Annotated in this window: 19 protein-coding genes, 1 tRNA gene and 1 CRISPR repeat array; of the genes, 11 read left to right on the top strand and 9 right to left on the bottom strand. The window is 67.9% G+C overall.

The window, feature by feature from the left end:
• Nucleotides 1-8 precede the first annotated feature (8 nt).
• Both V5F26_RS08600 and V5F26_RS08595 read right to left on the bottom strand, forming a co-directional pair.
• Entirely contained in the window at nucleotides 9-638 is a 630-nt protein-coding gene (locus V5F26_RS08600; protein WP_394054785.1) for an energy-coupling factor transporter transmembrane component T family protein, read from the bottom strand.
• Nucleotides 635-1,405: an energy-coupling factor ABC transporter ATP-binding protein gene (locus tag V5F26_RS08595; RefSeq protein ID WP_394947487.1), complete on the bottom strand. Its 771-nt coding sequence runs from the start codon at nucleotides 1,403-1,405 to the stop codon at nucleotides 635-637. Before V5F26_RS08595 ends, V5F26_RS08600 begins: the two co-directional genes overlap by 4 nt.
• An 875-nt stretch (nucleotides 1,406-2,280) precedes the next feature.
• On the opposite strand from V5F26_RS08595, the gene V5F26_RS08590 reads away from it, so the two are divergent.
• Nucleotides 2,281-3,027 carry a GNAT family N-acetyltransferase gene (locus V5F26_RS08590; protein WP_394947488.1) on the top strand — a complete coding sequence of 249 codons (747 nt, stop codon included), beginning with the start codon at nucleotides 2,281-2,283 and terminating at the stop codon, nucleotides 3,025-3,027.
• A gap of 6 nt (nucleotides 3,028-3,033) precedes the next feature.
• Here the strand turns inward: V5F26_RS08590 and V5F26_RS08585 are convergent, their stop codons facing one another.
• Nucleotides 3,034-3,483: an arsenate-mycothiol transferase ArsC gene (locus V5F26_RS08585; protein WP_394947489.1), complete on the bottom strand. Its 450-nt coding sequence runs from the start codon at nucleotides 3,481-3,483 to the stop codon at nucleotides 3,034-3,036.
• 380 nt (nucleotides 3,484-3,863) lie between these two features.
• Here V5F26_RS08585 and V5F26_RS08580 point away from each other — a divergent pair, with 380 nt between their 5' ends.
• Nucleotides 3,864-4,904 carry a hypothetical protein gene (locus tag V5F26_RS08580; RefSeq protein WP_394947490.1) on the top strand — a complete coding sequence of 347 codons (1,041 nt, stop codon included), beginning with the start codon at nucleotides 3,864-3,866 and terminating at the stop codon, nucleotides 4,902-4,904.
• A 309-nt stretch (nucleotides 4,905-5,213) separates the two neighbouring features.
• Here the strand turns inward: V5F26_RS08580 and V5F26_RS08575 are convergent, their stop codons facing one another.
• The 4 genes from V5F26_RS08575 to V5F26_RS08560 form a co-directional block, all read right to left on the bottom strand.
• Complete coding sequence (locus V5F26_RS08575; protein ID WP_234051372.1) at nucleotides 5,214-5,828, bottom strand: OmpA family protein; 615 nt, start codon at nucleotides 5,826-5,828, stop codon at nucleotides 5,214-5,216.
• Between the two features lie 32 nt (nucleotides 5,829-5,860).
• A complete protein-coding gene (locus V5F26_RS08570; protein WP_234051373.1) occupies nucleotides 5,861-6,277 on the bottom strand; it encodes a cysteine rich repeat-containing protein in 417 nt (138 codons plus the stop codon).
• A gap of 103 nt (nucleotides 6,278-6,380) precedes the next feature.
• Nucleotides 6,381-7,733 (bottom strand): multidrug effflux MFS transporter, encoded by a 1,353-nt coding sequence (locus tag V5F26_RS08565; protein ID WP_234051375.1) that lies wholly within the window; start codon nucleotides 7,731-7,733, stop codon nucleotides 6,381-6,383.
• Complete coding sequence (locus tag V5F26_RS08560; protein WP_234051376.1) at nucleotides 7,730-8,200, bottom strand: MarR family winged helix-turn-helix transcriptional regulator; 471 nt, start codon at nucleotides 8,198-8,200, stop codon at nucleotides 7,730-7,732. Before V5F26_RS08560 ends, V5F26_RS08565 begins: the two co-directional genes overlap by 4 nt.
• Before the next feature lie 123 nt (nucleotides 8,201-8,323).
• On the opposite strand from V5F26_RS08560, the gene V5F26_RS08555 reads away from it, so the two are divergent.
• Together V5F26_RS08555 and V5F26_RS08550 are read left to right on the top strand one after the other, a co-directional pair.
• Nucleotides 8,324-9,430 carry a site-2 protease family protein gene (locus tag V5F26_RS08555; RefSeq protein ID WP_234051377.1) on the top strand — a complete coding sequence of 369 codons (1,107 nt, stop codon included), beginning with the start codon at nucleotides 8,324-8,326 and terminating at the stop codon, nucleotides 9,428-9,430.
• Between the two features lie 211 nt (nucleotides 9,431-9,641).
• Nucleotides 9,642-10,577: an AEC family transporter gene (locus tag V5F26_RS08550; protein ID WP_394054793.1), complete on the top strand. Its 936-nt coding sequence runs from the start codon at nucleotides 9,642-9,644 to the stop codon at nucleotides 10,575-10,577.
• Nucleotides 10,578-10,598: 21 nt separating this feature from the next.
• Here V5F26_RS08550 and ubiG read toward each other — a convergent pair whose 3' ends face one another.
• Nucleotides 10,599-11,339: a bifunctional 2-polyprenyl-6-hydroxyphenol methylase/3-demethylubiquinol 3-O-methyltransferase UbiG gene (gene ubiG / locus V5F26_RS08545; protein WP_394947491.1), complete on the bottom strand. Its 741-nt coding sequence runs from the start codon at nucleotides 11,337-11,339 to the stop codon at nucleotides 10,599-10,601.
• Nucleotides 11,340-11,568: 229 nt separating this feature from the next.
• Between ubiG and V5F26_RS08540 the strand changes: the two genes are divergently transcribed.
• The 3 genes from V5F26_RS08540 to fdxA all read left to right on the top strand — a co-directional run bounded on the left by V5F26_RS08540 (nucleotide 11,569) and on the right by fdxA (nucleotide 15,713).
• Entirely contained in the window at nucleotides 11,569-14,844 is a 3,276-nt protein-coding gene (locus tag V5F26_RS08540; RefSeq protein WP_394054795.1) for a helicase-related protein, read from the top strand.
• Between the two features lie 90 nt (nucleotides 14,845-14,934).
• Nucleotides 14,935-15,297: a S4 domain-containing protein gene (locus V5F26_RS08535; RefSeq protein WP_509210551.1), complete on the top strand. Its 363-nt coding sequence runs from the start codon at nucleotides 14,935-14,937 to the stop codon at nucleotides 15,295-15,297.
• 80 nt (nucleotides 15,298-15,377) lie between these two features.
• Nucleotides 15,378-15,713 (top strand): ferredoxin FdxA, encoded by a 336-nt coding sequence (fdxA, locus tag V5F26_RS08530; RefSeq protein WP_234051383.1) that lies wholly within the window; start codon nucleotides 15,378-15,380, stop codon nucleotides 15,711-15,713.
• A 422-nt stretch (nucleotides 15,714-16,135) separates the two neighbouring features.
• A CRISPR array of direct repeats spans nucleotides 16,136-16,770; the repeat unit is 32 nt; unit sequence GTTTCGATCCACGCTCCCACGCGGGGAGCGAC.
• 228 nt (nucleotides 16,771-16,998) lie between these two features.
• Here the strand turns inward: fdxA and V5F26_RS08525 are convergent.
• Nucleotides 16,999-17,469: a hypothetical protein gene (locus V5F26_RS08525; protein WP_394947492.1), complete on the bottom strand. Its 471-nt coding sequence runs from the start codon at nucleotides 17,467-17,469 to the stop codon at nucleotides 16,999-17,001.
• A 60-nt stretch (nucleotides 17,470-17,529) separates the two neighbouring features.
• On the opposite strand from V5F26_RS08525, the gene V5F26_RS08520 reads away from it, so the two are divergent.
• The 4 genes from V5F26_RS08520 to V5F26_RS08505 all read left to right on the top strand — a co-directional run bounded on the left by V5F26_RS08520 (nucleotide 17,530) and on the right by V5F26_RS08505 (nucleotide 22,009).
• On the top strand, nucleotides 17,530-19,155 hold the full coding sequence (locus tag V5F26_RS08520; protein ID WP_394054797.1) for a peptide chain release factor 3: 1,626 nt from the start codon (nucleotides 17,530-17,532) through the stop codon (nucleotides 19,153-19,155).
• Nucleotides 19,156-19,221: 66 nt separating this feature from the next.
• Nucleotides 19,222-20,070, top strand: a complete 849-nt coding sequence (dapD, locus tag V5F26_RS08515; protein WP_234051387.1) for a 2,3,4,5-tetrahydropyridine-2,6-dicarboxylate N-succinyltransferase — start codon at nucleotides 19,222-19,224, stop codon at nucleotides 20,068-20,070.
• Nucleotides 20,071-20,423: 353 nt separating this feature from the next.
• Nucleotides 20,424-20,513, top strand: a tRNA-Ser gene (locus V5F26_RS08510).
• A 170-nt stretch (nucleotides 20,514-20,683) separates the two neighbouring features.
• Nucleotides 20,684-22,009, top strand: coding sequence for a tyrosine-type recombinase/integrase (locus V5F26_RS08505; RefSeq protein WP_394947493.1), 1,326 nt, complete (start codon nucleotides 20,684-20,686; stop codon nucleotides 22,007-22,009).
• Nucleotides 22,010-22,018: the final 9 nt, after the last annotated feature.

The raw sequence follows: 22,018 nt of genomic DNA, 5'->3' as shown, positions 1-22,018 counted from the left end.
GTGTCCACTCACCCTCTCCCCTCACCGGCCGGCGGCGTCTGGTCGGCCGCGAAGCCACGCGCCTCCAGCGCTTCGGCCACCTGATCCGCGTTTTTCAGCACGCCCGCGAAGAAGGCCCCCACCAGGGCCAGGCCCGGCCGCCGGCCGCTGCGGGCACGCCAGGCCTCGGCGCGGCCATGCCAGCCCGCCACCAGCACCGGAACGAAGCGCAGCACCAGCGCCACCGCCAGCGACAGCCGCCGGGCGTCCAGGCCCAGCCGCTCGAACGGGCGCAGCACCACCATCAGCGCGTCCATCATGTCCTGAAGGCGGGTGGAGAGGGTGACGAGATCCGCCAGCAGCACCATCAGCAGGATGCGCAGGATGCTGGCCGCCGCCACCTCGAACGAGGCCGCCCAGAGCTGCAGCGCGCCGATCATCAGCAGCACCGGCAGCAGCGGGCGCCACTGGAAGAGCCGCGCCACGCCCGGCCGCCCGAAGCTGGCATAAACGATCACCACCACCGCCAGGGCCAGCACCAGCACGAACGGGTCGCCCACCGGCACCAGCAGCACCGAGAGCGCCGCAAGGCCGATCAGCTTCCCCCCCGCCGGCAGGCGATGCAAAAGGCTGTGGCCGGCGAGATAGCCGCCGATCATGCGACACCCCCGGCCGGGTGGCCGCGTCCGCGGGCACGGGCGTGGGCATGGGCCTCGTAAAGGGCGATCACCTCGCCCGGGTCGCCATCGGCCGCCACCTCGCCGGCGTGCAGCCACAGCACCCGGTCGAAGCCGGCGAACAGGCTGAAATCATGGCTCGCCATGATCACCTGCTGGTTGAGGCCGGCGATGCGCTCGGACAAAGCCAGGCGGGTCGGCAGGTCGAGCGCGGAAAAGGGCTCGTCGAGCAACAGCACGCGCGGCCCCGCCGCCAGCGCGGAGAGAATGCACACCAGCTGCTTCTGGCCCTCGGAAAGCTCGTCCACCGCCCGGTCGCCCCAGCCGGCGCAGCCATGTTCGGCCAGCAGCCGCTCGGCGATGGCCTCGGCGCCCGCCTTCGAGGCCCCCTGCTCCAGCGGGCCGAAGGCGATCTCCTCCCGCACCGTGGGGAAGATGATCTGATGATCGACGTTCTGGAACACGAAGCCCACATGGGCGGGCAGCCGCCGGCGATGGCGCCGCGTCTCCAGCCCCGCCACCTCCACGGTGCCGGCATCGGGCAGCATGAGCCCGTTCAGCAGCCGCAGCAGGGTGCTCTTGCCCGAGCCATTGTCGCCGATGAGGCCGATACGCCGCTCCATCAGCGAGAGCGTGAGGCCGGAGAACACCACCCGGGTGCCGCGCGTCACCTCCACCCCATGCAGGCGCGCGCCCCCTTCGGAGGCGGCGGACGGAACGGGACGACGGGCGGAGAAAGGAAACGGCATGGGGCACCTGCGCTTCCCCTCGATATACCGAACTCGACCATGCGCAAACCCCGCTTGGCTCTCACGCGCGGCCTTGAGGCCGGCCGCACCGGTGACGCGGAACGCTGGCGGGCGACGGGGCCGCACGCCCGGCGGGGCGAACGACCTGCGGAGGGGCCAGACCACCTGCGGCGTGTGAAGGCGAGCAGCGCTTGCTGGCCAAATGTCAGGCAAACGGTCAGCCCAAAAATCAGCGCAAGTGTCCGCCCAGTGGCCGGGGCAACTGCCAGCGCAAGCCTCGCCCCAGGATCCATCGCATTCCGGAAACAGACGTTGGCCAGAGGCGCGCGCCCGCCCACCCTGTTGCGGCTGACGGAGAGGATCGGAGCGCCTCGCGGGCGCCAAGGATTGGCGTCCAAGGCATAATGGCGTGCTGTCCGTGGCGTTGCCCTTTGCGGGGCGGCCCGGCCGACATCCCCAACGCTCTGCCCCTCCCCCGCGAGCGGCAGAGGGAGCCCCAAGGTGAGGAATATCAAGGGCGGAAGCCTCAAGGGATGCGCTGAAGGTTGGCTGATCCCAACTCGCGCCTCGCGCGGGGCCCGACGTGGCACCCAGGCCTGTCACCCGAAGTGTCGGCGCAGGCCCCACCCCAAATCGCGCGCCAAGTCCCGCGCCAAGTCCCGCGCCACGCCGCGCCCCAAATGTCGCGTCGGGTCTCGCGCCAGGTGACACGCCCCCGTGCCACGGCGTATCTGAAAGGTCAGCGCGCGGGGGCCTCGTCCGAAGCCGGGCCCATTGTTCCATCGTGGCGAGGGCCACCCGCCCCTATCCAGCCCTCGCGCGGCTCCCATGGGGCTGCCGGCGGCATGGTCCGCTTATCCGAAGGTGAGCCCAGCGTGAACACCCCGAGCCCCGACAACGAGACCGCCCCGGCGCCCGAAGCCGGCATTGTCCTTGGCGCGCCGGTGGAAGGCCCGCCGGCCCGCCCGCCCGTGCCGGTGACCCTGGAGGGGCGCTTCGTGCGTATCGTTCCGTTCGACGTGGCGCGCCATGGGCCGGATCTCTTCGCCCTCTCCCACGGCGCGCAGAAAGAGTCGCTCTGGGCCTATATGAGCGCCGGCCCGTTCGCCGACCTCTACGCCTTCACCCTTCACTATGCGGAGGCCGCCACCAAGGCCGATCCCCTGTTGCTCGCCATCGAGGAGACCGGGAGCGGCCGGGCCGTGGGCCATGCCTGCTACATGCGGGTGGAGCCGAAGCACCGGGTGGTGGAGGTGGGCAACATCCTGTTCACGCCCGCCCTGCAACGCCGCCCGGGCGGCACCGAGGCGATGTACCTGATGGCGCGCCACGCCTTCGAAACCCTGGGTTTCCGCCGCTATGAGTGGAAGTGCAACGCGCTCAACGCCGGCTCGCGGCGGGCGGCCGAGCGGCTGGGCTTTTCCTTCGAAGGCGTGTTCCGTCAGCACATGATCATCAAGGGGCGCAACCGGGATACCGCCTGGTTCGCGCTGCTGGATGGGGAATGGCCGCGCGCGAAGGCCGCATTCGAGGCCTGGCTCGACCCCGCCAATCACGATGCCGACGGCCGGCAGCGCCGCACCCTCGCCGAGCTCCGCGCCACTCTGGTGGAGAGGAGCTGAGCCGCGTCAGGCCGCGGCGGGGGCGAAATCCTGCTCCACCAGCGCGGTGATGGCGGCCCTCAGCTCCGGCAGCAGCCGGCGATATCCGCGCGCCCGCTCCTTGAGATCCGGCACGCGGGTGATGTCCTCGAACCCCCATCCGCGCAGGCGCAGCAGGTGCATCCAAGGCAGGCGGCGGGCGGCGCGATGGGCGTCCTCCACCAGCGCTACGGCCAAATCCACCCGCGGCGCGCCCGAAAGAGCGAACAGCTCCGCCGGCTTGGCGGACAGGCCATCAGTGGCGATGCCCTCCCGTTCCAGGCATTCGAGCGCAACCGGATCCACCGGGCCGGCCATGGCGGTCGCCGCGCTGAAGGCCCGCACCCGCGCATAAAGGTGCATCGTCAGCGCCTCTGCCATGAGGCTGAGGCCGGCATTGTCCCGGCACACGAAGAGGATGGACGGACGCGTGATCATGAGGCCCACTCCTGTCACGGGGTCGCCCCGCACCTGCCCCCGTATTTGCCGCCACACTTTCCGCCCCACTTGCTCCGGCGGCGATTCGGCTCGGGCGGGAAACTAGGCGCGTCCCTCGACGCGGACATGACAACGGCCGTCCCCTGGCCATCAGCGCGAAGAGATTTTTGCTGCCGCGAGCCCCTGGCGTTCACAGCCAAAGTCTTGATCGGCAAAAACTATCCGAAGAATTCGAAGAACAGTACGTCGCCCCGCGAGCGCCGCGGATTTCACATTGATCTTGCGTTAACCATTCGGAAGTTGTTCCACGAGATCAATGGGATGCTGGCGGACACCCTGATTCGCGAACTCTTCGCCGGCTGCCAGATGTGGAGGCGACAATGGCGAAGACAGAAGTCACCAGCGCCGCGGTGAGCAAGATCGCCGCAAAGGCGCTCAAGGATCCCGGCAGCATTACTCACGACGAGATCAAGAAATTGGCTGCGTCCTGCCTGACCCAGGCCGCCGATAAGCCGAAGGCCGAGCCCAAGACGGTACCCACGGCGGTACCCACGGCGGCAGCCAAGGCCCCCGCCACCAAGGCGGCGAAGCCGTCCACGGTGAAGGCCACCGCAGCGAAGGCGCCCGCCCCCAAGGCCGCCGCCCCCGCCAAGGCCGAAGCCGCCAAGACTGCCGTAGCTGTTTCTGCCGCGCCTGCTGCTGCTGAGCCCGCTCCCGCCAAAACCGCGCCCGCTAAAGCCGCCCCTGCCAAGCCGGCTGCGGTAAAGCCGGCCGCGAAGCCGGTGGCCAAGGCCGCGACCAAGGTCAGCAAGACCAGCGCGGCGGCCAAGCCGGCCGACGTTTCGCCCTCCGAGAGCGCATCCAGCACCGCGAAGCCGGCACCCAAGGCCGCGAAAGCCACCGCGACCAAAGCTACCGTCACCAAGGCCACTGCAGGCAAGCCGGCCGCGAAGGCGACCTCGGCGAAGGCGGCGGAACCCAAGACCCCCGCGGAACCCGCCCCCGCAATGCCCGCCGTGGCGGCCCCTGCGGAGAAGGTGCCTGCGGAGAAGGCATCCACCGCGAAGAAGCCAGCCCCCAAAACCGCCGCGACCAAGAGCGCCGCCACAAAAAGCGCGGCCACCAAGTCGGCAGGTCCCAAGACCGCCGCGGCGCCGAAGCCCGCCACTGGGAAGACCGCGCCCGCGAAGACGACGCCCGCCAACCCTGCGGTCGCCAAGCCTGCGGTCACAAAGCCTGCGGTCGCAAAGCCTGCGGTGACCGAGACGGTGGCCGCTAAGCCCACCACTGAGAAGGCGGCCGCCGCGAAGACTGTGACCGCGAAGACTGTGGCCGCGAAGCCCGCGGCCGCTGCGAAAAGCCCCAAGGCCCCGGCTAAACCGGCCTCCAAGCCGGCGGCGAAGGCCCCCAAGAAAAACTGACAAGAAAAACTGACACGTAAAGCCGAGTTCAGGGAACTGGGCATTCGACATTCCGTTTCGGGCGCGAACTGAGGTCGGCAGCGCGAAAGCGGGGGCCGAAAGGTATCGGCGGTCGCGCATCCGGGGGGTGTGCGTCCCCGGCATGGCCGACGGAAGCCCCTTCCGTTGGCATCCGCAACCGGATGGCTCGCGCGGCGGGGGCAGGTCCTGCACCCGCCGGCGCGCATTTGCCGCCGCGACAACTTCGACCCGCGGAACTTCGATCATGAAGGCTCCGGCCGGAGCATGGACACCGGCCGGAAGATGTCGTCACTGTTGCGGCAGCGGACCGGCGCGACCGATATTGAAGATCTGCACCCGGCGGTTGATGGCGGCATCGGGATGCTTGGCATCCTGCAGCGCCTCCTCACCGAGCCCCACGGCCTGAATGCGGCGCGGATCCACACGGAAGGTGGTGGTGAGCGCCTGGGCGATGGCGTCCGCCCGCTCCTGGCTCAGCTTCATATTGTATTCGCGGGTGCCGGTGGCATCCGTATTGCCGACCACCAGGAACTTGTAGCCGAGCAGCACGGGGTTGTGCATCGCGTCCGCGATGGAGCCGAGGGTCTGGTAGGACGACGGCTTCACCATCGCCGAGTTCAGATCGAACTCGATCTCCACATTGATCTGGGCCAGCTTGTCGAGCTGCAGCGCCAGCGGCGGGCGGCTCTCGGGCGGGCCCTGATACTGCATGTGGGCCTTGGCGAGATCGCGCAGCGCTTCCACCGACACGCCGGGCACGTCATCCACCGAGGCGGTGAGGCCCTGAACGATCTCGGAATTGGGGGTGAAGGCCTGGGCCGCGGCCGGCGCGCTGGCGCCGAGGGCGAACACCGCCCCGGCGCACAGGGCGCTGAGCGCGAGGGTGATACGCGAGGCGATCATGGAGCCCGTCTCCTGCTTCTTAGCGGCGCGCATCAGCGATAACCCGCATTGGTGAGGGCGGTGGTGCAGGTCTGGCTCACCACCTTGGAGGCCTCCAGGAGGCAGGACACGAGATTGCCGTCGCCGGGCACCACGCCGGAGCAGAACTCCGCGCGGTCGCGATCGCACGCCTTGTAGACGGCCTTTTGGGCCTCGGCGCGAGCCTCAGTCATCTGGCGGATGGATTCATGGTTGGCGGCGCAGGCCGGCGACAGATTCGCCTGATGCGTCACGAGGCACTGATAAATGGCGCCGTTGCCCAGATTGAGCCCACGGCAGTGGCGCATGATGTCTTCGCCACAATGCTTGGCCAGCAGGCCGGCGGCCTCGGCATAGCTCACCGTCTGCGCATGGGCCGACGCCGCCGGCAGCGCCATCAGCGCCGCCAGGACAAGTCCTGCGAACTTCATACGTATCTCCCCCTCAGCCCGGGCCGTTGGGCGGCCCAACGCAGATTGACCATGACGGTGGGAGAACGGTCAACGCTGAAGATCGACCGGGAGCGAGAATGGACTAATTCTGCCGGACGCAGGTTTCGGTCTCGATCTCTTCCCCGGCCGCGCCGACGACGCCAAGGGGATCGGCCGCGAGTTCGAGATCGGTGGCGTCCACGGCGGTCGTGGCCACCGGCGCCTCTGCTCCTGCGGAGCGGGATGGACGCAGCAGCACATGGCCGCAAATGGCCACCAGCGCCATGGCCGGCATCAAGGTGGTGAGCGCCGCCAGCGGCGAGGGAAACAGCACCGCCACCGCCGTGCCCAGGAAGCCGCCGCCGATCTGCATGAAGCCCATCAGCGCAGAGGCGGCGCCGGCGATGGCGGGAAAGCCGGCGAGCGCCGCCGTGGTGCAGCCGGGCAGCACCATGGCCACCCCGCACGCCCACAGCCCGATGGGCCCCATCACCGTGAGGGTCGAAGGCTCCAGGACCCTGAGGCCGATGCCCAGGCCGCACGCCCCCGCCGTCACCAGCACCAGGCCAATGGGAATGAGGGCGGACGCGCTCATGGTCTTCAACAGCCGCCCCGCGATCAGGGTGCCGAACATGTAGGAGCCGGTCTGCGCCAGCATGGCGAGGCCAAACTGGGTGGGCGTGAGCCCCACCTGCTGGATCAGCACGAAGGGCAGCAGCGCGGCGAAGGTGTAGATGGCCCCTAGCCCACCCCCCAGTACCAGGCTCGCCCGCATGAAGACGCGGTCGGACAGCAGGCGAGCATAGCTCTTGAGGATACCAACGGGCGACGCCAAGGACGGGTCCCGCCCGCGATTGGTCTCGGGCACGAAAAAGGAGAGCAGCGCCAGCAGCACCACGCCATAGATGGCCATGGCGACAAAGATCATGTGCCATCCGGCGGTGCCCAGGATGAGGCCGCCGAGGGTGGGCGACACCGCCGGCCCGATGGCCAGCATGGTGCCGATAAGGTTCATGATTCGCGCCGAGGTCTGGCCCGTATATTGATCACGGACGATGGCGCGCGAGATGGCGATGCCCGCCGCGCACCCCACGCCCTGCAGGCCGCGGCCGAGGATGAGCCAGCCCATGCTGGGTGCCCAGGTGGCCACCAGCGCGCCCAGCATGTAGACGCTGAAGAAACCCAGCGCCACCGGCCGCCGACCGAAGGCATCGGACAGGGGCCCGCAGGCCAGCTGGGAGAAGGCGAAGCCCAGGAAGAACACCGTCAGGGTCAGCTTCACGGCCGCCGGCGTCGTGTCGAAGACGCTGACCAAAGTGGGCATGGCCGGGGTGTACATGGCGAGGCTGATGGGGCCGAGCATCACCATGAGCGCGCCGACCATGGCGACGCGCACTTCCGACATCATGGGCGCCGGCCCAGGGGATGAGGGCGCCTTGTACTCGGCAGGCTTCATTTTTCGTCTTTGTCCCCGTCGTCGCGGCAATCCTCCTCACGGCAGCGCGCGAGATTGTCGCGGATCTGCACCAGAAAATCCCTCAGGCGGGTCTGATCGGCCGCGGAGAAGCCGGCGAGAGCCTCCCCCCGTGCCACCGCCGCCGCGGACTGGACGCCGGCCAGGAAAGGCTGCGCCTCCGCCGTGAGCCGCACGATCTTGGCCCGCCGATCCCGCGGATCGGTCTCCCGCGCCACCAGCCCCCGGCTTTCGAGCGCGTCGAGGAAGCCCACCAGCGTCATGGGCTCCACGTTCATCTTCACTGCCAGGGCACTCTGCCGCAGGCCCGGATGCTGGTTCACATAAGCGAGCGTGCGTGCCTCGCCGGCCGTGAGGCCAAGGCCGGCCTGGGTGAAGGCACGATCAATGCGGGCGCGGTAGAGCCGCGCCGCATCCACGAGAAGAAAGCCGAGAGGAGTTTCTGCCATATCACGCCAACCATATAATAAGGTAACCTTAGTTTCAATGCTCTTCACCGGCGCGCGACACGATTCGTGTTGCGCCCACCGCCACGCGACCTATGTGTGAGGGGCCCCTTTTGGAGAGTGCCCATGCCCTGGTCGGTGACCATCGGACGCCTCGGCGAGACCGCCATCCGCATCCATGTGACCTTTCTTCTGTTCCTGGTGTGGATCTGGGCCGCCTATTACCGGACCGGCGGCGCCGATGCGGCCTGGCAGGGCGTGCTGTTCGTCGCCCTGCTGTTCGCCTGCGTGCTGCTGCACGAGCTGGGGCACGTCTTCGCGGCCCGTCACTATGGCGTGAAGACCCCTGACATCACCCTGTGGCCGTTCGGAGGCATCGCCAGCCTGGAACGCATGCCTGAAAAGCCGTCCGAGGAGCTGGTGGTGGCCATTGCCGGGCCGCTGGTGAATGTGGCCATCGCCGCCGTCCTGCTGCTCATCCTGGGCGCCGGGCTGAATGTGGACGACCTGTCCAAGATCGAGGACCCGGGCACCTCCATGCTGGTGAAGCTGGCGGGCGCGAACATCTTCCTGGTGGTGTTCAACCTCATCCCCGCTTTTCCCATGGATGGCGGGCGGGTGCTGCGCGCGCTGCTGGCCATGAACATGGGCTTTGGCCGCGCCACGGCGGTGGCGGCCTCCATCGGCCAGGCCATCGCCATCGGCCTGGGGCTGGCGGGCATTTTCTTCAATCCCATGCTGATGATTATCGGCGTGTTCGTGTTCCTGGCCGCGTCGGGCGAGGCGGGACAGGTGCAGCTCAAGGAAGCCTCGCGCGGGCTGTGCGTGGCCGATGCCATGATCACCCACTTCGAGACGCTGGGCCCCAGCGCCACCGTGGACGACGCCGCCGATGCCCTCATCCGCACCACCCAGCGGGAATTCCCGGTGGTGGATGGCGCCGGCCACCTGCGCGGCGTGCTCACCCGCGACGCCATGATCCGCGCCATGAAGGACGAGGGCCCGCAGACGCCGGTGATCCAGGTGATGCAGCCCAATGTGCCCACCGTGGACGCGCGCGCCCGGCTGGACGCCGCCCTCAAGCTCATCACCAGCGAGCAGGTGCCCGCCGTGGGCGTGGTGGACGGAACCGGCCGCCTCGTCGGCCTGCTGACGCCGGAAAACGTGGGCGAGCTGATGATGCTCCACGCCGCCCGCCCCGATCGCGGCATGGGGTTCCACCGCGCCGCCTGATCGGCAGCCGAAAGGCGCCGCCCTCCGGGAACACGCGCTCCCGAGCGCGGCGCCGCGCGCGTCACGCACAATCACCAAGATCGAAAGAACATGGGAAGGCCCCGGCGGCGGTCATATGCCGTGACGGGCGGCTTTCATTCGCCTATGAAGACGAAAGCGCCATGTCATCCAATCGGATTTCGCACGATCGCGAATAGGATTTATTCGATCCATGGATATATACTTCGTCCTGCACGTTGTCGGGCCCGTCTTCCTGCTCCTTGGCCTTGGATATTTCGCGGGACGACAGAAACAGTTCAGCGGCGAGCAGATGCGCGGCCTCACGACCCTCGTGCTGCGCTATGCCATGCCCGCCGCCCTGTTCCTCGGCATGGCCCATTTCGATCGCGAGCTACTGCTGCGCCAGGGCCCGCTGGTGCTCATCATGCTGCTGTTCTACAGCGGCTTTTTCGTTCTGGGCTACACCCTGCTGCGCGCGGCAAGGCAGCCGGCGATGGACGCCGCGCTGCTCTCTTATGCCGGCACCTCCAAGGCGGCTACGGTCTACGGCCTCCTGGTGCTCACCCAGCTCTTCGGCGCGGATCTGGGGCGGGCCATGGTCGGCCTCAGCGCGCTGATCATGAACCTCACCCAGCTGTCCCTGGCCATCTACCTGTTCAAGAGCGCGGGCACGGGCGAAGCTCCCTCCATCCTCGCGACCTTGCGCAAGACCCTGGTGGATCCGCTGGTGATCGCGCCGTTTCTTGGTGCCGTCATCGCCCTCAGCGGCTTCACGCTGCCGGCCGTCATCAGCGACATCATGGAGCCCCTGGCCGAAACGGCCGGCCCGGTCGCCATCTTCGCGGCGGGCTTGGCCATGGCCACGTTCCGGCTGCATCTCGGCTCGCGCGCGGTGGTGCTCGCCGTGCTCAACAGCCTTGTCGTGATGCCGGCGCTGTTCTTCGTGCTGCTGAAGCTGTTCGGGCTCTCCGGGCCGGTGCCCCAGGCCGCCTTCGTGGTCTGCCTGCTGCCGATCGCGTCGAAGGCGCTGCTCTTCTCCGAGACCTATGAGGAAGAAGAAGGCCCTGTGGCCTCCATCCTCCTCATCACCTCGCTGGCCCTGTTCATCACCATCCCGCTCGGGATCTGGCTGACGAGCTTCCTCTAGCTTCGCCGCCAGCGGAGGCGCTCAGGTCCGCTGCGCCACCATGAAGTAGTTCACGTCAAGATCGTCCGAGAGCTTGAACTCCCGCGTCAGCGGATTGTAGACGAGCCCCGCCTTTTCGCTGGGCGCATAGCCGGCGGCGGCAAGCGTCGCCTCCAGCTCGTCGGGGGTGATGAACTTCTCCCAATGGTGGGTGCCCGGCGGCAGCCAGCGCAGCACATATTCCGCGCCCACGATGGCGAGAGCGAAGCTCTTGGCCGTGCGGTTCAAGGTGGAGAGGACGAGCACGCCCCCGTCCTCCACCAATTGCCCGACGGTGCGCACGAACAGGCCCACATCGGCCACGTGCTCCACCACCTCCAGCGCCACCACCGCATTGAAGCGCGAGCCGCGGGCGGCCAGCTCCTCCGCGGTGGACGGCAGGTATTCGATGTCGAGCCCCGAGGCGCGGCCGTGGGCGCGCGCCACCTCGATGTTGCCGGGGGCAGGGTCGACGCCGGTCACCTGGGCGCCCATGCGCGCCAAAGGCTCGCTGAGCAGCCCGCCGCCGCAGCCGACATCGAGCACGCGCAGGCCGTGGAGCGGTCGCAGCGCCTTCTCATCCCGGCCGAAATGGCGCACCAGCGCGCCGCGCAGGAAAGCGAGGCGCGCCGGGTTCATGGCGTGGAGCGGGGCCATCTTGCCCTTCTCGTTCCACCACTCCGCGCCGAGCGCTTCAAAGCGGGCGACCTCTTCCGGATCGACCGTGGCCTGGGTCAGCGGCATTTTCGGCCTCCTTCTCGCGATCGGGGCGGGCACATGCCCGTGAGCTTTAAGCAGGGAGCGCGCCCGCCACAAGGCCGCCGGAACGAAACGCGACGCGGCGCCGCGACCTGATTCGCACGCTCTTTGTCGCCCGCTCGTTCTCCATCGGGTCATCCACACCTTTCGCCCTCGCCCTTCCGACCCAATATGATACACACCCCCCAGAGCCGAGCCGACGAAGCCGAAACCGATGGACGACATCACCCAATGGGCCGTATTGCCGCGCACCGTGAGGGCGCGGGGGGTGAGCGCCATCCTCGGCCCCACCAATACCGGCAAGACCCACCTCGCCATCGAACGCATGCTGGCCCACGAGAGCGGCATCATCGGCCTGCCGCTGCGCCTGCTGGCGCGCGAGGTCTACCAGCGCATCGTCGAGAAGGTGGGCCCCAGCCAGGTCGCCCTCATCACCGGCGAGGAAAAGATCAAGCCCAAGGGCTCGCGCCGCTCGCCGCCGCGCTACTGGGTCTCCACCGTGGAGGCCATGCCGCGCGACCTGGACGTGGCGTTCGTCGCCATCGACGAGATCCAGGTGGCCACCGACCTCGACCGTGGCCATGTCTTCACCGATCGCCTTCTGAACCGGCGCGGGCGGCACGAGACGCTGCTTCTGGGCTCGGCCACCATGCGCCCGCTCATCGAGAAGCTGCTGCCGGGCGTGAACGTGATGATGCGCCCGCGTTTGTCCACGCTTTCCTTCGCGGGCGAGCGCAAGATCTCTCGCCTGCCGCGCCGCTCGGCCATCGTCGCCTTCTCGGCGGATGAAGTCTATTCCATCGCCGAGTTCATCCGCCGCCATCGCGGCGGGGCGGCGGTGGTGATGGGCGCGCTGTCCCCGCGCACCCGCAATGCGCAGGTGGAACTCTACCAGTCCGGCGACGTGGACTATCTGGTGGCCACCGACGCTATCGGCATGGGCCTCAACCTCGACGTGGACCATGTGGCCTTCGCCTCTGATCGCAAGTTTGACGGCTGGCAATTCCGCCGCCTGAACCCCTCCGAGATGGCGCAGATCGCCGGGCGCGCCGGCCGCGCCCTCTCCGACGGCACCTTTGGCACCACCGGCCGCTGCCCGCCATTCGAAGAGGAATTGGTGGAGCAATTGGAGTCGCACGCGTTCGACACCGCGAAGGTGTTGCAATGGCGCAACTCCGTCCCCGACTTTTCTTCCACACGCGCCCTGCTGGCCTCTTTGTCGCATCCCCCGCGCGAGGAAGGACTGACCCGCGCGCCCACCGCCGACGACGTCGCCGTGCTGGAAATCCTCAGCCGTGACACGGAGGTGGCGGCCCGCGTGACCTCGCCGCAGCAGGTGGAACGGCTGTGGGAGGTGTGCCAGGTGCCCGACTATCGCAAGGTGTCCCCGGGCGCCCATGCGGAGCTGGTGGCGACCCTTTTCGGGCATGTGGAAGGGGGTGGTTTCATCCCCGATGATTGGTTCAAACGTCAAATCGCCTTGACCGATCGCCAAGAAGGCGACATCGACACACTGTCGAGCCGGATCGCGCAGGTGAGGACTCTCACCTTCGTGGCCAACCGGCCCGACTGGCTCAAGGATCCGGAGCACTGGCAAGGCGTCACGAGAGGGGTCGAAGACAAGCTGTCCGATGCACTGCACGAAAGGCTGGCTCAGCGTTTCGTGGATCGGCGGACCAGCGTGCTCATGCGGCGCCTGCGAGAGAAAAAGATGCTCGAAACTGAAATCAGCAAGACCGGCGACGTCACCGTCGAAGGACATGTCATCGGCCATCTCCACGGCTTCCAGTTCCAGGCGGAACCCACCGCCGGCGGGGAAGAGGCCAAGGCGCTGCGCGCCGCCGCCCAGCAGGCGCTGGCCGGCGAGATCGAAGCACGCGCCACGCGCCTCGCCCAGGCCGTGGATGAAGCCTTCGTGCTCACCAATGATGGCACCATCCGCTGGACCGGCGAGGCCGTGGCCAAGCTCATCCCCGGCGACGAGGTCCTGAAGCCCCGCTTCAAGATCATCGCCGATGAGCACCTCACCGGCCCCGCCCGCGACCAGGTGGAGGCCCGCCTCGCCCTGTGGGTTTCCGCCCATGTCGACAAGCTGCTGGGCGCGCTCACCAAGCTCCAGGCGGCGGAGGACATCACCGGCATCGCCCGCGGCATTGCCTTCCAGATCGTCGAATCGCTCGGCGTGCTGGAGCGGGCCCGCGTCGCCGAGGACATGAAGAGCCTCGACCAGACCGCCCGCGCCACCCTGCGTGGCTATGGCGTGCGATTCGGTGCCCACCATATCTATCTGCCGGCCTTGCTGAAGCCCGCGCCCCGCGCCCTGGCGCTGGAGCTGTTCGCGCTCAAGCATGGCGGCCTCGCCCAGAAGGGCCTCGACGAATTGCCGCACCTGGCGGCGTCGGGTCGCACCTCCATCCCCGTGGATCACGAGATCCAGAAGGGGCTCTATCGCGCCGTGGGCTTCCGCGTGTGCGGCGAGCGCGCGGTGCGCGTGGACATTCTGGAGCGGCTCGCCGACCTCATCCGACCGGCGCTGGACTGGCGCCCGGCCTCGCCCGGGCCCAAGCCCGCCGGTGCCGTGGATGGGCGTGGCTTCACCGTCACTGTGGGCATGACCTCGCTGGCCGGCTGCTCGGGGGAGGATTTCGCCTCCATCCTGAAGTCGCTGGGCTATCGCATGGAGCGCCGCGCCGCCCCGCCGCCGGAGGAACCCGCGGCCGAGGCCGTGGCTCCCGCCGAGCTGCCGCCCGCGCCGGAAGGCGCCATCGAGGCCGACCTGCTGTTCGACGCTCCCGCCGAGACCCCGGCTGAGGAGATCGTGGCCGCGGAAGCCGCCGCGCTCGACGCCGGCGCGCCCGAGGTGGCCGAGGCCATTGCAGCCGAAGTCGCCGCCGACCTGGCTCCGGCCGAAGCTGCCCCGGAAGCCGTAGAGCCGGCCCCCACCGATGAGGCGGTTGAGACGGAAGTGGCTGTCGAAGCCATGGAAGCGGCCGGCGACCCCACTGCGGCCGAAGTGGCGGCCGAGGTGGAAACCGCAGCCGCACCCGGCGGCGCGGAAGCCGTGGAAGGCGCGCCGGCCGAGCCGGAGATGATCGAGGTGTGGCGGCCCGGCCGTCCCCCGGGCGCACCGCGCCGCGACCGTCCCCAGCGGGGTGGCGAGCGCTTCGGCGGCAAGGACGGCGAGCGCAAGGAAGGCGGCCATCGCCGCGGCGGCGAGCGTCGCGAGGGTGGCCCCGGCCATCGCCGCCCCGAGCGGAACGACCAGGCGCCCGCGGCCGAAGGCGCGGCACCGGAGGGCGAGCGCCCGCCGCGTCCGCCCCGGGGCGAGCGTCCCCAGCGTGGTCCGCGCGACGAAAATCGCGGCCCGCGCAATGAGCATCGGCCCGCGCACCAGGAGCGCCGCCGTGACAAGCCGGTGGATCCGGACAGCCCGTTTGCCGCCCTTGCCGCCCTCAAGGCGCGCATGGAGACGGACAAGAAGGGCAACTGACGGCCGCGCCGGCAGCACATCGGAGCCGAGAGCGCACCCCGAAAAAGGGTGGCCGCTCCCGGCGCCGACTATGATGGGATATCGGTTCGCGTGAGCAAAACGCGGTCACGAGACGCATCACGCAGCGGGCGCGAGGGCCCCAATCGCGCCGGCGGGGAGGACTCGGCCGCGCGCGACGGCGAGGATGGGCCCGGCCGGCAGCGGCTGGATCGCTGGATCTGGCACGCCCGAATGGTGCGCAGCCGCACCGATGCCGCCGATCTCATCCGCGCCGGCCATGTCCGCCTGGATGGAACGCGCGTGAATTCTCCCGCCCAGCCGGTGCGGGCGGGCAACGTCCTGACCATTGCCCTGAACGCCCGCGTCAGGGTGCTGCGCGTGTTGAGCTTTTCTGAACGGCGCGGAGATGCTACATCAGCTTCCGCGCTTTTCGAAGAAATCACCGAAAAATAAAGTGCAATAATATGGCGCGGCAACCGCGCGCTTGCACCCATCAGGCGGGTGCGCTACGCGAGGCCGCGAAAGGGATTACCATGGCTTACGTCGTCACCGAGAACTGCATCCGCTGCAAGTATACGGATTGTGTCGCCGTGTGCCCCGTGGATTGCTTCTACGAGGGCGCCAACATGCTCGTCATCCATCCGGATGAGTGCATCGATTGCGGGGTGTGCGAGCCCGAATGCCCGGCCGAGGCCATCAAGCCCGATTCCGAGCCCGGGCTGGAGAAGTGGGCGGCCCTGAACGCCGAATACGCCCAGGTGTGGCCCAACATCACCATCAAGCGCGACGCCCTGCCGGACGCGAAGGAATGGGACGGCAAGCCCGGCAAGGAGCCCATGTTCTCCGCCGAGCCCGGCACCGGCGACTGAGCCTTCCCTCCGGATCTTCTTGCATCGAAGGGCGGACCCTGCGGCCCGCCCCGGCGGCTTGGACGGCGCACCCATCGGCTGGCTCCGCTCAACCTTGAGCGAAGGATCAAGGCGGACGCCGTTCGCCTGGGCGGCTGCGGTGACAGTATTTGCGGCGTGTTTCGAGCCACGCTCCCACGCGGGGAGCGACTTTTGCGAGCCTCTTTGCGGGCGATCCGCCTAAAGTTTCGATCCACGCTCCCACGCGGGGAGCGACCGCATCGAGGCCGACCTGGAGCATCTCCCCACGGCGTTTCGATCCACGCTCCCACGCAGGGAGCGACTCGTATCCACCGGCAGCCGGTACTGGCAGACCGGTGTTTCGATCCACGCTCCCAGCGGGGAGCGACAGTCATAACAACGCCGGCCGCGCACCTCGAATAAGTTTCGATCCACGCTCCCACGCGGGGAGCGACCAAACATCGGCGGGCAAGCGTCGCTGACCTTCCTGTTTCGATCCACGCTCCCACGCGGGGAGCGACGGGGCTTCACTTACAAAAGCTCGATCATGTGGCGGTTTCGATCCACGCTCCCACGCGGGGAGCGACGGCCATAATCCATTCACCTCAAAGCATATTTTTGTGTTTCGATCCACGCTCCCACGCGGGGAGCGACGTGAGCAGCGGCGGCTTGTCCCCGCCCTCCCCTCCGTTTCGATCCACGCTCCCACGCGGGGAGCGACCTCCATGACCTGGTCCAAGCGCTGGCTGGCGCACAAGTTTCGATCCACGCTCCCACGCGGGGAGCGACCTTGTGGTGACTGTCGACGTCGCGGTGATCTCGAGGTTTCGATCCACGCTCCCACGCGGGGAGCGACGCCGCCGCAAGGATGGCAGCATCGACGTGGTGCAGGTTTCGATCCACGCTCCCACGCGGGGAGCGACCGGAAGAAGGAGGCCCTGTGATGGCGGCACTGACGGTTTCGATCCACGCTCCCACGCGGGGAGCGACAAGTAGCCAATCCATTGGATTTGGAATCGATTGTAGTTTCGATCCACGCTCCCACGCGGGGAGCGACCGCCTTCGCTTAACCCATTCTCCGCAAAGAGCAACTCGCGCTCCATGCGCGAACCGCACGCGTCGCCCGCGCTCCTGTCCGACGGCCGCAGGGCAAGGAAACGCCAGACGCTGCGAGATCAAGGACTTAGCGCCGGCGCGAACCGGCCGGGGAAAGCGCGTGCGCTTGCGGTTCGCGCCGGCGCCCCACGGAAGGCGTCCTTCGAGGGCACAGACGCAAGCCAGCCACTCAGGGCAACTGCTTGAGCTGCTCATACTGAGACACCACCACATGCCCCTCGGCATCCAGCCAGGCGCGGCCGTACTTCGCTTTCACCAAGGTGTCGACCGGCTGATAGATGGTGCCGCCCAAGGGGGGCTGCGCGCCCGGCCTCAAGCATGGTACGTCCAGTGCCACCGCCATGCCCGGTCGGAAGGCGGCACCGCGCTCCACCTTTCGCACCACGCCCTTCACGCGGCACGCGCCATAGCCGCCGGCCGGGGTGGTCACGGTCTGCACCCGCAGCACGATGACGCTCACCGCATCACGCCGCGCATTCTCATAGACATAGGGCGGCATCAACGCCGCCGCCGGGCCGGCCGCGACGACCACGGCGAAGGCCAGCGCGGCCTTAAGGCCCCCGCGCGCACCCGCCCGCGGCAGGGCCGGAAAGAGCCCGCCACCGCCAGCCATGCGCGCTTGTGAAAATCCCTCGCCCATCGGCCCGTCTCCCTCGCGTTCACCGTTTATCGCCGCGCGGTTTCGCACTATATAGCCGCCATGCTCGAAACACCTGAACACGGCGCGGCGCGCGCGGCCGCCAAGCCGGGCGATTTGCCCGATTATGCCCGCCGGCGCACCTTCGCCATCATCTCCCATCCGGACGCCGGTAAGACGACGCTCACGGAAAAGCTGCTGCTCGCCTCCGGCGCCATCCGCATGGCCGGCCACGTGAAGGCGCGCGGCGAGCGCCGCCGCACGCGATCCGACTGGATGGAGATCGAGCAGCAGCGCGGCATTTCCGTCACGTCCTCGGTGATGACGTTCGAGAAGGACGGCATCGTCTTCAACCTGCTCGACACGCCCGGCCACTCGGACTTCTCGGAAGACACCTACCGCACCCTGTCCGCCGTCGACGCGGCGGTGATGGTGATCGACGTGGCCAAGGGTATCGAAAGCCAGACCCGCAAGCTGTTCGAGGTCTGCCGCCTGCGCGACATTCCCATCTTCACCTTCGTGAACAAGGTGGACCGCGAGGGCCTCGACCCCATCGCCCTCATGGACGAGGTCTCCTCCACTTTGGCGCTGGACCTGACGCCCCTCACCTGGCCCATCGGCCTGGGCGTTGATTTCCGCGGCCTCATCGATATTGCGGGCAAGAAGGCGCTGCTCGCCACCGAGCGCGGCGGGCCTTTGGTGCGCGAGGTGCCCTTCAACGAGCCGGAGGACCTGATCGGCCTCGAAGGCGTGGAAGAGCGCATCCTCACCGAATCCATCGAGAGCCTGACCCTGGCATTGGGCGTGCTGCCGCCGTTCGATCTCGCATCGTTCCGCGAAGGCCACCTCTCCCCGGTCTATTTCGGCAGCGCGCTGAAGGAAGCGGGCGTGGCCGAGCTGCTGGACGGCCTGGGCGCCGTCGGCCCCAGCCCGCTGCCCCGCTCCGCCGCCGGCGAGCGCATGGTGGAGCCCCAGGAAGACATGGTCTCCGGCTTCGTCTTCAAGGTGCAGGCCAACATGGACCCGAACCACCGCGACCGGGTGGCCTTCGTGCGCCTGTGCTCCGGCCGGTTCAAGCGTGGCATGAAGCTCTACAATGCCCGCGAGAAGCGGCAGATGGCCATCGCCAACCCCATCTTCTTCTTCGCCCAGGAGCGCGAGACGGTGGACGAGGCCGTGGCCGGCGACATCATCGGCATTCCCAACCATGGCATGCTGCGCGTGGGCGACACCCTCTCCGAGGGCGAGACCATCCGCTTCGAGGGCCTGCCGGACTTCGCGCCGGAAATCCTGCGCCGGGTGCTGCTGGCCGACCCCATGAAGGCCAAGCAGCTGCAGAAGGCCCTGCAGGACATGGCCGAGGAAGGCGTGGTGCAGGTGCTGCGCCCCATGTCCGATCCCGCGCCCATCGTCGGCGTGGTGGGCACCCTGCAGCTCGACGTGCTGGCCGCGCGGCTGGAGAAGGAATATGGCGTGCCGATCCGCTATGAGGCGGTGTCCTTCGTCACCGCCCGCTGGATCACCGGTGATCGCGCCGAAGTGGATCGCTTCCTGGAATCGAACCGCTCCTCCACCGCGCGCGATCGCGACGATGCGCCGGTCTATCTCGCCCGCAGCCAGTGGGTGCTCGACCGCGCCATCGAGGAATGGCCCAAGCTCAAATTCGTGGCGGTGAAAGAGCGCGGCTGAGGCCGTTTTTCCGCTTTGTCTTCAAACTCATCGCGCGGCGCCCCCTGGCCGCATGGAGGAACACCCATGTCCGACCTCAAGCAGCTTGAATCCGTCATCGACGCCGCCTTCGAAAAGCGCGCCGACATCGGCTTTTCCACCATGGGCGAGGTGCGCCAGGCCGTCGACACCGCGCTCGACCTGCTCGATTCCGGCAAGGCCCGCGTCGCCGAACGCAAGGAAGACGGCTCCTGGCAGGTGAACCAGTGGCTGAAGAAGGCGGTGCTGCTCTCCTTCCGCCTCAACGACATGGTGGAGATCGGCGGCGGCCCCGGCGGCGCCCATTGGTGGGACAAGGTGCCCTCCAAGTTCCTCTCGTGGACCGAAAAGGACTTCCGCGCCGCCGCCTTCCGCGCGGTGCCCGGCGCCATCGTGCGCCGCTCGGCCTTCATCGCTCCGAATGTGGTGCTCATGCCCTCCTTCGTGAACCTCGGCGCCCATGTGGGCGAAGGCACCATGGTGGACACCTGGGCCACGGTGGGCTCGTGCGCGCAGATCGGCAAGAACGTGCATCTGTCCGGCGGCGTCGGCATTGGCGGCGTTCTGGAGCCGCTGCAGGCCGGCCCGGTGATCATCGAGGATGATTGCTTTATCGGCGCGCGTTCCGAGGTGGTGGAAGGCGTGGTGGTGCGCACCGGTTCCGTGCTCTCCATGGGCGTGTTCATCAGCGCATCCACCAAGATCGTCGACCGCGAGACCGGCGAGGTGTTCATCGGCGAAGTGCCGCCTTATTCGGTGGTGGTGCCGGGCTCCATGCCGGGCAAGCCGCTGCCCAACGGCCAGCCGGGCCCGTCGCTCTATTGCGCCGTGATCGTGAAGCGCGTGGACGCCCAGACCCGCTCCAAGACCTCCATCAACGACCTGCTGCGCGACTGAACGCGAAGGCGGTTGGCGAAATCCAGCGCCGGCGGACCACAGCGGTCCGCCGGCGCTATTTTATGCGGGCAGTAGAGCGGGCGGTGGGCCTTCCGCCACACGGGGTTCGGCAACATTGTGCATGGCGCGACAAAGAGCGGAGAATCCCGCTTGCGCAACGCAACCGAGGCTGTATATTCCGCGACCTCGCTAGGACGCAGCGCATCAACCGGCGCTGTATTTTCCCCGTCTGCGACGGGGATGACCGAGCAGGGCCGCAGCTGAAAAGCATGCGGTGCTGAGAGCGCTACAGACGGCGAACCTGTTTGAAGCGCACTTCAGCAAGCTCCCATGCGCGCCAAGCGCATGCGGCTGGAGAGGTGGCCGAGTGGTTGAAGGCGCACGCCTGGAACGCGTGTATACGGGCAACCGTATCGAGGGTTCGAATCCCTCTCTCTCCGCCAGCCCTCAATCTCACCTCATCTCAGACCCCATCAGAATCCTTGCCAGCGCTTGATTTGCACGCCATATCGGTTGCAGGGCGCCTCACGATATCGCGCTAAAGCGCAGTCGATCCCGGGTAAAAACCGGGTAAGGCCGCCTCCAGAAACCGGGTAAAGGGGGAGGTCGCCCAATGTCGCTCACAGACATGCAGATCCGCAAAGCCAAGGCGGCCGAAAAGCCCTACAAGCTGACCGACGGCGGAGGGCTCCACCTCGCCGTCTCTCCGGCAGGGGGCAAGGTCTGGCGCCTCCGGTATGAGATCGCCGGCAAGGAGAAGCTCCTCACGATCGGGCCATACCCGGACATCAGCCTTCAGGAAGCGCGCGAGGCCCGCACAGCTCAGAAGAAGCTGCTTCGCGAAGGCAGAGACCCCTCTGCCGAGAAGGCCGATCGGAGGCGGGTGGCGACCGTACCGGCGAACGTGACCTTCGAGCACCTCGCCCGCGAATGGTACGGCCTGAACCAGCCACATTGGACGTCGACCCATGCCTACGACGTGATCCACACGTTGGAGCGGGACGTGTTTCCGAAGCTGGCCGGCAGGGACATCCGAACGATCACAGTTCCGGAAGTGCTGGCAGTCCTGCGTGAGATCGAAGACCGTCCGGCGATCGAGACGGCCAAGCGCGTCCGCCAACGCATGTCGGCGGTGTTCGTCCATGCCATTGCATGCGGCATTGCGGACAACGATCCGGCAGCCATTGTCCAAAAGGCGCTGAAGCCCCTTAAGAAGGGACGCCAGCCTGCGATCACTGATCTGGATCAGGCCCGCGAGATCATCAGGCGCGTGGACGAGACGCCCGCGAACCCCGCCACCAAGCTTGCCTTGCGCCTTCTCGCATTGACCGCCGTACGGCCCGGCACCCTCATCACGACGCCATGGTCCGAGTTCGCCGATCTGGACGCTGACAAGCCCATCTGGCGGATTCCCGCCGCGCGTATGAAACTCAAGCTCGCCTACAAGGACGACACCTCCCGGGACCACTTCGTGCCGCTGGCCAAGCAGGCGATCGAGACAATCGAGCTGCTGCGTTCGCTTTCCGGCCGCGGGCCATACGTGCTCCCGAATGGGCGAAACGCCCACAAGCCTGCGAGCGAAAATGCTCTCGGGTATCTGCTGAACCGCGCCGGCTATCACCGGCAGCACGTCCCACACGGATGGCGCGCGACCTTCTCTTCGGTGATGAACGAGCGCTTCACGGCCGATCGCCAGATCATCGATCTCATGCTCGCCCATACCCCTAAGGACCGGGTGGAGAGCGCCTACAACCGCGCGGAACATCTGGAGAGGCGGATCGAGCTCGCTCAGCTTTGGGCCGACCTCATCATGGAAGGGCAGATGCCGGCTGCCGACCTCCTGGGCCGCCGCAGACGATCCGTGCCCGTCATGCCTGCCTCCGACAACGAGAGAACCGACGCCGATCTCGGGAAAGGTCCTCACGCGGCTCGCCGGTGAGACAGGGCG

Origin of the sequence: Xanthobacter variabilis, assembly GCF_043831965.2 — a bacterium.
Classification (GTDB): Bacteria; Pseudomonadota; Alphaproteobacteria; order Rhizobiales; family Xanthobacteraceae; genus Xanthobacter.
Note: the sequence above shows the minus strand (reverse complement) of the source record. Positions and strands in the feature narration are given on the sequence as shown.

Bases quoted from the DNA above. Each gene is read 5' to 3' on its own strand.
- V5F26_RS08570 (WP_234051373.1), bottom strand. From the start codon at position 6,277: ATGAAGTTCGCAGGACTTGTCCTGGCGGCGCTGATGGCGCTGCCGGCG.
- V5F26_RS08555 (WP_234051377.1), top strand. From the start codon at position 8,324: ATGCCCTGGTCGGTGACCATCGGACGCCTCGGCGAGACCGCCATCCGC.
- V5F26_RS08565 (WP_234051375.1), bottom strand. From the start codon at position 7,733: ATGAAGCCTGCCGAGTACAAGGCGCCCTCATCCCCTGGGCCGGCGCCC.
- V5F26_RS08525 (WP_394947492.1), bottom strand. From the start codon at position 17,469: ATGGGCGAGGGATTTTCACAAGCGCGCATGGCTGGCGGTGGCGGGCTC.
- V5F26_RS08560 (WP_234051376.1), bottom strand. From the start codon at position 8,200: ATGGCAGAAACTCCTCTCGGCTTTCTTCTCGTGGATGCGGCGCGGCTC.
- V5F26_RS08600 (WP_394054785.1), bottom strand. From the start codon at position 638: ATGATCGGCGGCTATCTCGCCGGCCACAGCCTTTTGCATCGCCTGCCG.
- V5F26_RS08550 (WP_394054793.1), top strand. From the start codon at position 9,642: ATGGATATATACTTCGTCCTGCACGTTGTCGGGCCCGTCTTCCTGCTC.
- V5F26_RS08540 (WP_394054795.1), top strand. From the start codon at position 11,569: ATGGACGACATCACCCAATGGGCCGTATTGCCGCGCACCGTGAGGGCG.
- dapD (WP_234051387.1), top strand. From the start codon at position 19,222: ATGTCCGACCTCAAGCAGCTTGAATCCGTCATCGACGCCGCCTTCGAA.
- V5F26_RS08520 (WP_394054797.1), top strand. From the start codon at position 17,530: ATGCTCGAAACACCTGAACACGGCGCGGCGCGCGCGGCCGCCAAGCCG.
- V5F26_RS08575 (WP_234051372.1), bottom strand. From the start codon at position 5,828: ATGATCGCCTCGCGTATCACCCTCGCGCTCAGCGCCCTGTGCGCCGGG.
- V5F26_RS08580 (WP_394947490.1), top strand. From the start codon at position 3,864: ATGGCGAAGACAGAAGTCACCAGCGCCGCGGTGAGCAAGATCGCCGCA.
- V5F26_RS08585 (WP_394947489.1), bottom strand. From the start codon at position 3,483: ATGATCACGCGTCCGTCCATCCTCTTCGTGTGCCGGGACAATGCCGGC.
- fdxA (WP_234051383.1), top strand. From the start codon at position 15,378: ATGGCTTACGTCGTCACCGAGAACTGCATCCGCTGCAAGTATACGGAT.
- ubiG (WP_394947491.1), bottom strand. From the start codon at position 11,339: ATGCCGCTGACCCAGGCCACGGTCGATCCGGAAGAGGTCGCCCGCTTT.
- V5F26_RS08595 (WP_394947487.1), bottom strand. From the start codon at position 1,405: ATGCCGTTTCCTTTCTCCGCCCGTCGTCCCGTTCCGTCCGCCGCCTCC.
- V5F26_RS08505 (WP_394947493.1), top strand. From the start codon at position 20,684: ATGTCGCTCACAGACATGCAGATCCGCAAAGCCAAGGCGGCCGAAAAG.